The sequence below is a fragment of the Geofilum rhodophaeum genome (assembly GCF_002210225.1).
Classification (GTDB): Bacteria; Bacteroidota; Bacteroidia; order Bacteroidales; family Marinilabiliaceae; genus Geofilum; species Geofilum rhodophaeum.
The window spans coordinates 212253-225670 of record NZ_MWUJ01000003.1 but is presented as its reverse complement, the minus strand read 5'-3'; the positions used below and the strand labels follow the sequence as shown (position 1 = coordinate 225670).

The 13418-nt window shown below is 50.4% G+C and carries 11 protein-coding genes; 7 read left to right on the top strand and 4 right to left on the bottom strand.

Annotated elements, in window-relative coordinates; genetic code table 11:
• Window positions 1-22: 22 nt before the first annotated feature.
• On the top strand, window positions 23-1180 hold the full coding sequence (gene wecB, locus B4W65_RS04850; protein ID WP_088653987.1) for a non-hydrolyzing UDP-N-acetylglucosamine 2-epimerase: 1158 nt from the start codon (window positions 23-25) through the stop codon (window positions 1178-1180).
• A 2-nt stretch (window positions 1181-1182) separates the two neighbouring features.
• The gene (locus B4W65_RS04845; RefSeq protein ID WP_088653986.1) at window positions 1183-2358 is read left to right on the top strand and encodes a glycosyltransferase family 4 protein; all 1176 of its coding nucleotides are present in this window, start codon (window positions 1183-1185) and stop codon (window positions 2356-2358) included.
• 17 nt (window positions 2359-2375) lie between these two features.
• Here the strand turns inward: B4W65_RS04845 and B4W65_RS04840 are convergent, their stop codons facing one another.
• Window positions 2376-3692 carry a carboxylate--amine ligase gene (locus B4W65_RS04840; RefSeq protein WP_088653985.1) on the bottom strand — a complete coding sequence of 439 codons (1317 nt, stop codon included), beginning with the start codon at window positions 3690-3692 and terminating at the stop codon, window positions 2376-2378.
• Window positions 3693-3705: 13 nt separating this feature from the next.
• Window positions 3706-4974 (bottom strand): hypothetical protein, encoded by a 1269-nt coding sequence (locus tag B4W65_RS04835; protein WP_146697709.1) that lies wholly within the window; start codon window positions 4972-4974, stop codon window positions 3706-3708.
• Window positions 4975-5121: 147 nt separating this feature from the next.
• On the opposite strand from B4W65_RS04835, the gene B4W65_RS04830 reads away from it, so the two are divergent.
• The 5 genes from B4W65_RS04830 (at window position 5122) to B4W65_RS04810 (ending at window position 11778) form a co-directional block, all read left to right on the top strand.
• Window positions 5122-5703: a sugar transferase gene (locus tag B4W65_RS04830; RefSeq protein ID WP_088653983.1), complete on the top strand. Its 582-nt coding sequence runs from the start codon at window positions 5122-5124 to the stop codon at window positions 5701-5703.
• On the top strand, window positions 5700-6710 hold the full coding sequence (locus tag B4W65_RS04825; protein WP_088653982.1) for a glycosyltransferase: 1011 nt from the start codon (window positions 5700-5702) through the stop codon (window positions 6708-6710). The genes B4W65_RS04830 and B4W65_RS04825 overlap by 4 nt, the downstream gene beginning before the upstream one ends.
• 11 nt (window positions 6711-6721) lie before the next feature.
• Entirely contained in the window at window positions 6722-7915 is a 1194-nt protein-coding gene (locus B4W65_RS04820) for a DegT/DnrJ/EryC1/StrS family aminotransferase (protein WP_088653981.1), read from the top strand.
• 164 nt (window positions 7916-8079) lie between these two features.
• A complete protein-coding gene (locus B4W65_RS04815) occupies window positions 8080-9993 on the top strand; it encodes a polysaccharide biosynthesis protein (protein ID WP_088653980.1) in 1914 nt (637 codons plus the stop codon).
• A gap of 21 nt (window positions 9994-10014) precedes the next feature.
• Window positions 10015-11778, top strand: a complete 1764-nt coding sequence (locus B4W65_RS04810) for a T9SS type A sorting domain-containing protein (RefSeq protein WP_088653979.1) — start codon at window positions 10015-10017, stop codon at window positions 11776-11778.
• Here the strand turns inward: B4W65_RS04810 and B4W65_RS04805 are convergent.
• Both B4W65_RS04805 and B4W65_RS04800 read right to left on the bottom strand, forming a co-directional pair.
• On the bottom strand, window positions 11775-12428 hold the full coding sequence (locus B4W65_RS04805) for a response regulator transcription factor (protein WP_088653978.1): 654 nt from the start codon (window positions 12426-12428) through the stop codon (window positions 11775-11777). The genes B4W65_RS04810 and B4W65_RS04805 overlap by 4 nt on opposite strands.
• The gene (locus B4W65_RS04800) at window positions 12418-13398 is read right to left on the bottom strand and encodes a sensor histidine kinase (protein ID WP_088653977.1); all 981 of its coding nucleotides are present in this window, start codon (window positions 13396-13398) and stop codon (window positions 12418-12420) included. Before B4W65_RS04800 ends, B4W65_RS04805 begins: the two co-directional genes overlap by 11 nt.
• Window positions 13399-13418: the final 20 nt, after the last annotated feature.

The following is a 13418-nucleotide window of genomic DNA, read 5'->3' as shown; positions in this document are numbered from 1 at the left end:
TGAAAGGATTAAAAAATAAACTATGATAAAAGTATTGATTGTGTTTGGGACGCGCCCCGAGGCCATTAAGATGGCTCCTCTGGTACGTGCCTTGAAGCATTCCGACCAGCAGGCGTATTTTGATGCACGGGTTTGTGTAACCGGGCAGCATCGTCAGATGCTCGATCAGGTGATGGAGGTATTTGGCATTGTGCCCGAGTACGATTTGAACATCATGAAGGCCGGGCAGGATCTTTTCGATATTACTTCGGCGGTGTTGTTGGGTATGCGTTCGGTTTTAGACGAGTTTAAGCCCGATTTGGTTTTGGTGCACGGCGATACAGGAACCAGCACAGCGGCGGCACTGGCGGCTTTTTACCGACAGGTGGAGGTGGGCCACGTGGAGGCGGGACTGCGGACCTATCAAAGATATTCTCCCTGGCCGGAGGAAATGAACAGGCAGCTGACGGGCCGATTGGCGGATTTGCATTTTGCCCCTACCGAGTGGGCTGCGGATAATCTGCGTCGTGAGCAGGTGGCAGAAAAAAGCATACATGTAACCGGAAACACGGTGATTGACGCATTGAAAATTGCCGGAGCCGAATTGCAAAAGGGCGGTCCCCTTTTGCAGGGCGTGCTTTCGGTCTTGCAACAACACATTCCCAACACAGCTAACTTGGTTGAGGAGGGACGCTACGTGCTGGTTACCGGACACCGGCGGGAAAATTTCGGAAAGGGTTTTGAGGAAATTTGTGCTTCCATTCGTGAGGTCGCGGAGACGCATCCCGGTTGGCAGGTGATTTATCCGGTACATTTGAATCCCAATGTACAGCAACCGGTTAATGCGCTGCTGAAGGATTTGCCGAACGTTTACCTGATTCCTCCGCTCGAATACCTGCCCTTTGTTTATTTGATGCAGCACTGCGCTTTTGTGTTGACCGACAGTGGGGGCATTCAGGAAGAGGCACCGGGACTGGGTAAGCCGGTCCTGGTGATGCGCGATACCACGGAGCGACCCGAGGCGGTGGAGGCAGGTACGGTGAAGCTGGTGGGTACCCGGCGCGACGAAATAGTGCATTGGTGCAAGCGGCTGATGAACGAGCCGGAGGTTTACGAAAGCATGTCGAGTGCCCGTAATCCTTATGGCGAGGGTAAGGCTGCCCAAAACATTGTGGACATCCTTCGAAAGCATTACAGTTGAGTATGCGTATTGTTTTATTGACCCAGTATTACCGGCCCGAGATGGGTGCTCCGCAGAGTCGTCTTTTTGAGATGCTTCGGGGCCTCAAAGCCTTGGGGGCTGAAGTGTCGGTGGTTACGGCCCTGCCCAATTATCCGGAGGGCCGTATTTTCAAGGATTTTCGTGGACGCTTTGCCTTGCGTGAGGAGCGCGACGGGATTGCTCTTTTGCGCTTTTGGCTCTATGCATCGAACTCGAGGCGCACACTGCCGCGTATTTTAAGCATGCTGTCCTTTTCTTTCACCGCCCTTTTTGCCTGGCGCTTTTGTCGCCAAAAGCAGCCCGACTTGTTGGTGGTGGAGAGTCCCCCCTTAACCCTGGCATTGACTGCCTGGCTGCTGGCGAAAATCTCCGGTGCGCGAATGGTGACCAACGTGTCGGATCTTTGGCCTTTATCTGCGCTGGAATTGGGCGCCTTGTCGCGCGGCACCCTGTATCGGGCACTGGAGCGACTGGAGCACTTTGTTTACCGTCGCTCGGCAGGTATTTTGGGGCAGTCGCAGGAAATTGTTACCTACATTAGGGAGCGTGGGTTTGGTCAGACCTTCCTCTTTCGTAACGGGGTCGATTATGCGCGTTTTCGCTCCCTGGAGCCGGCGGCCGACCAGGGGCCGCGCAAGGTGGTGTATGCTGGTCTTCTGGGGGTTGCCCAGGGCATACTGGGCCTTTGTCGCGCCTTAAATTTTCGGGAGCTGGGACTGGAGTTTCATATTTATGGTGCAGGGGCCGAAAAGGAGGAACTGGAGGCCTATCTGGCTGAGCATCCTGAGCGGGGTATTTATTATGGCGGGGTGTTGCAGCGGGAGGAGATTCCCGGAGTTCTGGTGCAACATCATGCTGCGCTGATTCCGCTGACTAAAAATATTTATGGTGCCGTTCCCTCTAAAATTTACGAGGCCATGGCAGCGGGGCTCCCCATTTTATTTTCCGGTGAAGGAGAGGGGGCACGCATTGTTGCAGAGAACGACTTAGGATGGGTAAATCGTCCCGGCGATTTGGCGGCCCTGAAAGAAAACTTTGCCCGTTTGGCAGAAGCCGACCTGGCTGCGATGCGTAGTCGTTGCCGCCACATGGCGGCAACGGCATTCAACCGACCGGTACAGGTTCAAGCCTTGCATCGCTTTCTGGAAACGCTGTAGTCTCTTTTCTGGAATACCTATTGGGCTTCTTTCCTGTGCCTTGTTGAGGCCTCAACAGTCTCTTGTTGAATCTTGTGCTTTGCTGGTTGGAGGAGTTGTCGGGTGAGGTCGTCTTCTTCAAAGTAGCGGGTTTTTCCTTTCAGCAGGTAGTGAAGTAAGTGTTTGAGTACCCCGGCCAGAACCAGGAGGGAAGGAAGGGGGTCTCTTAGGGTCAGGTGCATGAAACGAATTTTGTGCGTACGGAGCAGGTGTCGGATTCGACCCTGCTCTTTGCTTTTATAATGGTGGTAGTCGAGGTAGGACTTCATTTGCAGCGATTCTTCGACATACAGGAAGTTTTCTTTTTGCTTACGGGGAGTGAGCTGGGGAATCCTGGCCAGGTGGCAATACGCTTTCAATACCATATCGTGCTTGCTGACCATGGCCACATATTGCTGCCGGTCCATCCGCCCCACGGTAGGTTCTATCACATAGAAGTCGCCCGTTACGGCATGTTGCTTGAATTCCACCGAACAAAAACCACTCATTTGGGCCGTCTTTAAAATACGCAGACTTTCTGCTTTCAGTGCAGGAAGGTCTGCAGCTAGGGCCGAGCTGGTATTGCCAAATAAAATGGGGTGTTGGTGAATTTTTTGTCCGCAAAAAGTATCCAATGCTTCGCCCGAGGCGGTCAGATAGGTCAGGCAAAAGTAGACATTGGTGTCGGGGCCGGGTACAAATTCCTGTACCACCAGCCAGTCGATGACCTGCAGCAGTTCTGTACACACACTTAGGGCTTCCTGTCGATTATAGGCCAGGAAAGCTTTTTTGGTATGGTAGCGGCCATTCCAGCGATCGGTACGGTATTTGGGTTTGATCACCAGCGGATAGTTGAGGTCCCCAGGCAGCTGTTCCTCTGGCAATAAGTGCAGGCCTACTTCAGTGCTTTTGGGAATTTTAAGATGGTAGGTCTCGGCAAAGGTCGAGAAACGGTTCTTGTCGAGCATTTGATGCAGGGTGTCGGCATCGGGCATCTCCAGGGCAAACAGTTGGTTTATTTCGTCGAAGTGTTCGTAAATGAATGGGAAGTAGCTTTCTGCGGTGAGCATTAAAACCGGCTTTTGGTCAAACTCCGCCGCTGTTTTGCGCAGCAGCGCCATTCGGTCGTTATTGGACGCAGGCAATACATGTTTTTGGCAAGGGAGTCGACTGAAATATTCAAAGCCTTTGTTGTTGGGGAAGAACCCAACGATGGGGATTCCATAGGCACTCAGGTGTTTGGCGGCAGCATAGCCCTGATCGGTCATAGCTAAAAGGAAGAGGGGTGGTAAACCCGGGGACTTGTTACTGGTCATGCAAGGCGCTTTTTTAGTTGTTTTGGTTGAGGTGAATGAGCTCGCGCAGGGTGGGGTCTTCGTAAAAGTGGCGGGTGCGCCCTTTAAATAGATAATAACCCAGGTGTTTAAGTACTCCGGCCAGAGTAAGGAGACTCACAAGAGGATCTTTGCTGCTGATAAACATGGGGCGTATTTGTCGGCTTGTCAAGCTTGAAAACCATTCCTTCCAGTTCATGGCGCCGTAGTGCTGATAATCGAGACTCGATTTTATGTCCAATCCTTCTTCCACATAGATAAAGGGTTTGGACATGCCCGGTGAAGCAGGCAAAGGCAGGCTGCTGAGTCGGCAATACGCCGCTAAAACCAGGCGGTGTTGACCCAGCATCGAGAAGAGTTCCTGACGGTTCATTCGTCCCACAGTGGGCTCTATAACATAAAAACGCCCATTTTGGGCATGTTGTTTAAATTCAACAGAGCAAAAACCACAAACTTCAGCTGCCCGCAGTAAACGCAAGGTTTCTTGGGTCACTTCGTCAACTTCCCTACTGATGGCCGCGGCAGTGTTTCCAAACAGAGGCGGGTGTTGCTGCAGTTTGATGCCGCAGACCGTATCCAGTGCCTCTCCGTTGCGGCAAAGGTAGGTGAGGCAGAAATGAATGTTGCGGTCGGGACCAGGAATCCACTCCTGGGCCACCAGCCGGTCAGCTGTTTTAAGCAGGCGACGGCAGAGGTTGAGGGCTTCTGTGGGACTGCGGGCCAAAAAGGCTTTTTGTGATTTATAGGTTCTTTTCCAGTTGTGGTCTCTTATTTTAGGTTTTACCACCATCGGAAAGGGTTGTCCCTCAAAGGTCTCCGAGGTAAGCGGCTGCTTGTTGCTGAGTTCCAGACTGGCGGGTATAAGTATGTGGTGTTTACGGGCAAAGGCGCTGAAAAGATCCTTTTCCAGCATGGTCTGCATTTTTCCTTCTTCGGGCAGTTCAAAGGCGAAGTGGGTCTCTAAGACTTTTCGATTCCTGTAGAGAAAAGGAATATGGGCTTCAGAACTGAGGATTAAAACCGGTTTGTGGGGCGCAAATTCCTCCTTGAGTCGGAGCATTAAGGCCACGCGTTCCTCATCCCTTTCAGGAAACCTGCAGATTTTGCTTGCAATGCGGCTGTGGCTTTCGATGCATGGTCCCTGAGGCAGAAAACCAACAATAGGAATGCCGTAAGTCGCCAGCTCCCTCGCGATGGCATAACCCTGGTCGATCATTTCGAGCATAAACACCGGTGGTGGATTCTTATATTTTGGTTGAGACATTTGCTTTTTTTGCGAAATATAGGGCCGATCGACTTCCAATTCCAGTGAATTTTTATCAAAGTCCTCCAGACATCCACCGACAGCCTTTGCTGCAGGGTGGAATTTGTTAGGTAGTTAATATCTTTATTCTCAATAAAACATTGCCCAATGAAGCGGTTGTTTGATTTTTTTGCGGCGCTTGGCGCTTTGATCTTGTTGCTGCCTCTTCTGTTGCTGATTGCATTGGCAGTCGGGCTTGATTCTGGTTGGCCTCCTTTTTTTATACAAGAGCGGGTGGGGCGTCGTGGCCGCCTGTTTGGGATTTGTAAGTTTAGGAGCATGACCGTTTTAAAGGGGGCCGAAAAGGGGCGTTTCGATGCCGGAGATGCCCGCAGGGTAACGCGGGTAGGTCGCTTTTTGCGTAGAACCAAATTAGATGAGCTGCCCCAGCTTTGGAATGTTGTGCGGGGCGATATGGCTTTGGTGGGCCCCCGACCGGAGGTCCCCGCTTGGGTTCAGGTCTACCCGGAGCGTTGGCAAAAGGTGTTGGAATTACGCCCGGGCATTACCGATAATGCTGCGCTGGAGTTCCGTCATGAAGAAGAGTTGCTGGCGGCAGAGCCAGAGCCGGAGCGTTGTTATAGGGAGCAAATTTTGCCCCGTAAACTTGAGTTGTACGAGCATTATCTTCGAAACCGATCCTTTGGTGGAGATATTCAATTGCTCATTAAAACCATTTGTCGCCTATGAAGTCTTCTGTACACGTTTATGTCGATCCTGCTTGTGATTTTTTGTATGCTTCGTTTTACATTCATGGACTGAAGCAGCTTTTCCCCAGCTTGAGTTATTCTTCCCGTTATTTCAAGTCGTTTACGCACAACAACTGTCATTTTGCCTTTGTTTTGCGTCGGGGCAAGTCGGTGTTTAAAGGCCTCATTGATTTTGGCGACAGTTATGAGATCGACGCCAAAGCCCTGGAATGGTGTGATGTGTACGGTAAAATAAACATCAATGCGGAGCGTTGTGCGCTGAGCACCCATCCTAAGATTATGGCCCTGGGACCAGGTTTTGCGATTCGTTTGCATGCCCCGGTAAAAACATGGCGACTCGCACTAATTAATTATGTGAAGGCGGCCCCACGCATCGGCAACAAGCGGCGCTTTTTTGCCGATTATTATGCCCAGCTGCGGCGGCAGCCCCTGAGTTATTATCAAGCTCAGCCCTCGCTGTCGGATTACATCTTTTTTGCCGGAGCACTTTGGAAAAAGGAACAAGAGACCAACCGGACCCGCGCCAATTACATCAGGGCTTGTCGCCGTTTAAGTGGCGTGCGTTTCGAGGGTGGTTTTGCGCCCCGCTCACAGAATGACATCCCGGGCTATGAGGACTTAACTATGGCTGCCAATGTTCCTATGGCCGATTATTTATTAAAGCTGAAGGAGTCGGCAACGGTCTTTAATACCCCTGTGATATTGGATTGCCATGGCTGGAAACTGGGAGAGTTCATGGCCCTGGGAAAGGCTGTGGTGGCCACCCCTGTAATCAATCAGTTGCCCCGCCCTTTAAACCATGGGGAGGAGGTGCTTTTTGTCGATGGGAGCGAGGAGCAAATTTATGCAGCTTTGGAAAAGTTGATCGGTGATGAAGCCCTGCGTCGCCGGCTGGAGGAGAACATCCGGGCCTATTACCTGGAGTATGTGGCCCCAGACAGGGCCATTGCACGTTTGTTAAAACATGGACGTTTTGAGGATATTTAAAACCCTGAGCAATGTTGAAAATTCCCTATGCTAAAGTTTCCTGCGATGGAAATGAGCTGGTGTATGTTAAGGAGGTTTTGGAAAGTGGCTGGTTGACTACAGCCGGAAAAGCACAGCGCTTTGAGGAGCTCTTTGCAGAAAAAACGGGTGCGCAATTTGCTTGTGCGGTCAACAGTTGTACGGCAGCGCTTCACCTGGGCCTCGATGCGCTGGGGGTAGCACCTGGTGATAAAGTTTTTGTTCCTGCCATGACTTTTACAGCCAGCGCAGAGGTTATTCGCTATATGGGAGCCGATCCCATTTGCCTGGATGTGGAGTACGGCAGCTCTCTTCTTACTCCGGCCATCCTGAAGGAGGCCATTGCGCGGCATCCGGAGGTGAAGGTGTTGATTGTGGTGCATTTTGGCGGTCAGGCCGCCGAAATGCTTAACGTCAGGCAGGAAGGCATTTTGGCGCTGTGTCGCCAAAATGGAATCCGGGTGCTGGAGGATGCTGCCCATGCCTTTCCGGCCTCATTGAATGGGCAGATGGTAGGTAGTATAGGGGATGTAACCTGCTTCAGTTTCTATGCCAATAAAACCATTACCACGGGAGAGGGGGGTATGCTTACCACCAATGATGAGGAGATTTACCAAAGGGTAAAATTGATGCGGCTGCACGGCATAAATCGTGATGTGTGGGATCGCTTTACTTCGGACAAGCCTTCCTGGGAGTACGATGTGGTGGCACCGGGTTATAAATACAATATGCCCGATATCAATGCGGCCATTGGCCTGGCTCAGCTCGAAAGAGCGTACGAATTGCGGGCCGCCCGACAACAGGTGGCCGAGTATTATTTGTCTGCACTGAAGAGCTGTTCCTGGGTGGACTTGCCCAAATTGCATGTGGCTGCGGAGGAGCATGCCTGGCATCTTTTCCCTGTTATATTGAATGAGGGTTCCAGCGTTTCACGCAATGTTTTTATTGAAGAAATGGCCCGGGCAGGTATTGGGACTTCGGTGCATTATAAACCCATTCATCGCCTAAAATACTACCGCGACACCTACGCTTTGCGGCCTGGTGACTATCCCAATGCAGAGCGAATCTGGCAGGGGACGGTAAGTCTGCCCATTTATCCTGGCTTGAGCTCCGACGATTTGGCTTATGTGGTGGAAAGTATCCGGAAGATTCAGGCCCGAAAATCGGTCAATTTACTCACCAATTAGGAAAGGATTTTGTTGTTCCATCGTTTTTTGAGAGCGGTCTCTTTTTCCTTAATATTCGCCAAGGGGCTGTTGGTGTAAGTTTCGTTGTAGCTGGTAAAAATGGCCTTGAGTATGCTGATTTCTTAGCAGATATTTGTTTGAATTTCAGCTAAAGACCATAAGCAATGAAGGCATTTTTATTGAAGGTGTTTAACGGACGCATCATTTCGCCCTGGTGGATTTTGGCCATCGACTTGCTGTTGATTTCCAATGCATTTATTATTGCCTACGTCGTGCGACTGAATGTTATGTTGCCGACCTATACGGTTTGGGAGTTTCTTAGTGGAGGAGCCTATGTGGCAGTGATTTATTCCCTAATTTTTTATTTGTTCGGAATACACAGGGGAGTTATCAGGCATACCAGTTTTACCGAGTTGCGTTCCTTGGTGTATGCCAGTGCTACGGCTTTGGCCCTCATGCTGGTTGGGGGAACTCTTGTTCGCTGGCTTTATCCGGAAATGAATTTGGTACCGCGCCTGGTTTTGGTTTTGCATTTTATGTTGGTGGTTTTCTTTTGTTTTGGCTTTAGATTGGTCGTGAGAGAGACTTATGCCTACCTGACCACCACCAAAGGGTCGGTGGCTACCGTTATTTTTGGCACGGGTGATCTGGCTATGATAACCCTTGAGGCCATTCGAAATGATAAAGATAATGCCTACCAGGTGCTGGCTTTTGTGGACGATGAACCGGGTAAGTGGAATATGCACTTAAGTGGTCTGCCTGTTTTGAGTTGGGAGAAGATGCTTGAAGGTGGAGGCAAGTGCAGCGAGGTGGAGGAGGTTATTTTGGCGGTGACCACCATTGGGTCGAAGCGGAAGCAGGCCATTGCCGACGATTGTCTTCGTTGGGGATGGAAGCTGAAGGTGATGCCCTCGGTAAACAACTGGGTTAATGGCATTTCCAATATGGGCCAGATTCGTGAGGTGCGGATCGAAGATTTACTGGGGCGTGATGAGATTCATCTGAATCAAAAACAGATTATGGAGGGACTTGAGGGGAAAACCATTTTGGTTTCGGGTGCGGCCGGATCCATTGGCTCTGAAATTGTGCGTCAGTTGCTTCGTTTCCCCGTTCGTCAGATTGTGATGCTCGATCAGGCGGAATCAGCTTTGTATGATTTGGAGCAGGAGATTATTATTCGCCACTTTGATGCGCCCTTTAAACCGGTGTTGGCAGATATCACGCATTACCGACGCATGCGCCAGGTTTTTGAACAGTACCGGCCTCAAATAGTTTTTAATGCTGCAGCCTACAAGCACGTTCCTTTGATGGAGTCCTCACCTTATGAGGCGGTAAGGGTTAATGTGGGTGGTACAAAAATCCTGGCCGATCTTTCGGTAGAGTTTGGGGTGGAAAAGTTTGTGATGGTGAGCACCGATAAGGCGGTTAATCCGACCAACGTGATGGGTGCCTCCAAGCGCCTATGTGAAATCTACATTCAGTCGATGGCACAACTCCCCGGACTGGATACAGCCTTTGTAACCACTCGTTTTGGCAATGTTTTGGGCTCCAATGGTTCGGTGGTGCCCTTGTTCAAACGTCAGATTGCACAGGGAGGACCGGTTACGGTCACCCATCCCGAAATTACCCGTTACTTTATGACCATACCCGAAGCCTGCCAGCTGGTGCTGGAGGCTTCCTTTATGGGGCATGGAGGGGAGATTTTTGTTTTTGACATGGGAGAACCGGTTCGAATTGTCGATCTGGCTGAGAAAATGATTCGGCTTTCGGGGCTCAAACTGGGTGAGGACATCGACATTGTTTACAGTGGTTTGCGGCCGGGCGAAAAGCTCTACGAAGAGCTCTTGGCCTCGAAGGAGAACACGCAAGCAACTCATCACGACAAGATTATGATTGCACGGGTAAGGGAGCACCAATATCAACAGGTCAATGCGGATGTCAGGACTTTACTGGCAGCCCTGTATGAAGAGTCCGAAGAGAGGGTGGTATCCAGGCTCTGCGACTTGGTGCCAGAATTTGCGCCTCAAAACGAACGTTATAAAAAAAAGCAGGGCGTGTCGCCTGTCTTGGCGGAATAAGTCCCCATAGAAGAGAAGTGTATGAAGGGATACTTTTTGGGGCTGGTGACCCTGTTGTTTGTGCTTGGCCAGTGCGTGCTTGCTGAGAGTTATTTTGTTTCTGTACACGGTAGGGATTCAGGCGATGGTTCGCGAGAGGCCCCCTGGGATTTGCAGACAGCCCTTAGGCATCCTGCGGTTGGCCCCGGGGACACGGTCTGGGTGGCCGGCGGTCGCTACAGCGGCGTGTTTTATTCTGAGCTGAGTGGCCGGGAAGGGCAAGTGGTTGTGGTACGCAGTATTCCAGGCCAGGAAGTGGTGCTCGACGGGAATGTTTCCGGCAATGCCAATGGGGTGCTTAATATTCATGGCGCCTATTCGTGGTTTTGGGGCCTAACAATAACCAACAGTGCGGCAACAGGGGATGCGTATTTTAAGGATGGGGTATACTTTGTAGGAGCCAACAGCAAGTTGATCAATTGTCGCATATACAATAATGGCGGAAACGGCGTCGGTTTTTGGCGGCCGGCACTCAATGCAGAGATTTATGGCTGTTTGATATACCACAATGGATACGAGGGTACTACCCGTGGACATGGACATGGGATTTACAGTCAGAATGAAAGCGGAACCAAGCTGATTCGTGACAATGTCCTTTTTCACTCTTATGGGATTGGGATCCATATTTATACTGAGAATGGGGCCATTGAGGGCTATGTTTTGGAGGGAAATGTAATTTTTAACAGTGGCATTCCCGGTGCCGGCTTTATTGAACGGAATGTGCTGGTGGGAGGCATGCAGCCGGCCGATAGGATTGTGCTGCGGGACAATTATTTTTACAATCGGCCTGCATTTAGTTCCAAAGCCAGTGTGCAGTTGGGATATGCAGTACCCAATCGCAATGCAGAATTCACGAACAATGTGTCGGTTGACGGCAGTGTTTACATCCTCTCGGGTTGGAATGCCCTTCAACTGACCGGCAATACGCTTTACTCCCGGAGTCCGGATATGCAACTGTTGGCTTTTGATGATTTCGCGGGTATTTCACGTCCTGTATTCAACAACAACGACTATTATGTCGGTTCTCTGGCCATGCGCTCCTTTTCAGATTGGCGCGACTTCAGTGGGCAGGATGCGCAAAGTTCTTTTTCTGCAACGCTGCCGGAACAAAGTAATTATCACATTTTGACCAACAGGTACGAGGCACAGCGGGCGCATATTGTGGTATACAACTGGTCGGCAGAGCAAAGTCTGATGATTAATCTTTCCGGTTTGCTGGAGGAAGGTGCCGATTTTGAAATATATGATGTGCTGCGCATGGACCAGGCACCCGTGCTCAGTGGCGAATATGCCGGAGGAGCAGTGGCATTGCCACTGACGCCCTCGAATCCCGACTTGCCCTTAAGAGCGGGCAGTTTTACGAGTCTCCTAAGCACTACGCTTCCCGCTTTTGGGGTGTTTCTGCTTCGTTCCAGCGGTCACCCCGATTCTCTCGACCTTCCTTTGGTGCCGGGTGCCCGGGAACCTTTAAATATCATTCAATGTCATCCCAATCCCACCGTTGACCTGGTTGTGCTTGAGTTGTCCGTGCCTTCGTCGGGCCCTTTGGATGTGAAGGTTTACGACGAAGCAGGTCGTTTGGTGCATCGCGAGACTTTTGCTGTTAGGGCGGGACGAGAAAGTCTTGTTTTGAATCTCTCGCGTTTGGGAAACGGCGTCTATATTTTGGAGGCGGGAGATGGAAAGGAAACGGTGCAGTGTAAGGTGGTCAAACGCAGTTTTGCCTGGAATCCTCCCGATAATTAAAGCTCTACCAGGTGGTTTTTGATGGCGAAGACAACCAGACTGGCTGTGTTTTTGCAGCCGGTTTTCAGCAGTACGTTGGCCCGGTGTTTTTCTACAGTGCGTTTACTGATGAAAAGTTTGTCGGCAATTTCATTGTTCGATAAACCCTGACATATCTCAAGGAGGACTTCCAGTTCGCGTTCGGACAGTTGGTCGTCCTCCTGTTCTGTCGGTGGATTTTCTTTTCGGGCAAGGATGAGGCCCCGCAACAGCGGCTGGGAAAAATAGTTACCCCCTTCGGCTACGGTGTGAATGGCTGTTTTTACTTCTTGTATGTCACTGTCTTTTAATACAAAACCTCGCACGCCGATTTCGAGCATGCGGCTGTAGTATTCCTGGTCCCCATACATCGAAAGGGTGATTATTTTTAGGTTGGGATCTTGCTCCAGTACTTTTTTTGAGGCTTCAATACCGTTCATCTCCGGCATGGAAATGTCCATTAAAACCACGTCTGGTCGGGCAGCTTCGTACTTCTCCAGAAACTCGAGCCCGTTGTAGGCTTCCCCTACTACTGTAAAGTCGTGCAAGGGATCCAGGAGCGATTTGAGTCCCTTAAGAAAAAGGGTATGATCGTCGACCAGGAAAACGCGTATACTTTGTTTATTTTCCATCGCTGGGGAGTGTTATTTGGACGTGGACGCCCTGGTTTTTGTTTGAAGTTACCTGGAGTTTCCCTTTCATAGATTTCACCCTGCTGAGCATGTTGAAATAGCCTGTTCCGACTTCTTTATCGCCGGTAAACAGCCGGGTGGCGTCAAAACCAATTCCGTTGTCGCTGTACTGAACAATAATGTGGTGCTCTTGGGCCAGTATTTCAATGTCCACCTTTCTGGCTTTTGCGTGTTTGATGGAATTGTTGACCAGCTCACAGATGGAACGATAGATCACCACCTCCAGGGCTGCAGAATAGCGTTGGTCGCCGAGGTTGGATTTAAAATTGACTTTAAGTCCCTTGCTTTGGTTGACTTTGTTGATGAAGTTGCGGGTGGCCTTAACGATGCCGAAGTTGCTCAGAATGTGGGGGCTCAAATTGTTGGAGATGTCTTGTATACTCTTTATGGCTTCGCTTACAGCTTGCTTGGTGTTTTTGATGACCGGCAGGGCGCTGGGGTTGGTTTCTAGCTCTGCCAGAGAAGATACCGACATCTTAATGGTAGATAAGAGGGGGCCCAATCCGTCATGTATCTCCCGGGCAAAGCGCCGGCGTTCCCTTTCCTCAGCTTGAATAACCGCATTCAGCAGTGCTTTTTCCTGGTTGCGTGTTTTGCGTTCCACCTCCTTCATGTGCTTGAATATTTTACGGATAAGAAAAACTCCTACCGCAAAAAACAGACTGGTTATGGCGCCCAGCCAGGTGTAAAACAGTCTGAAATCCTGAGGTTTAAAGTCTGTAACAAAGGGGAGGAATTCAGCCAGGCGTTGAACCGCCATAAAGATGAAGCCAAAGGAAATCAAGATCCACGACAGGTTGAACTTGGTTACCTTGGTAAGTCGAACAGCCACCAGGGCGGCAAAAAATTGCAGCACAATGGTGATGGCCAGCGTTACGATCAGCGCGAAGGGTTGTTTTTCTACCAGCACGGCGGGTTGGTTTAGTTGCG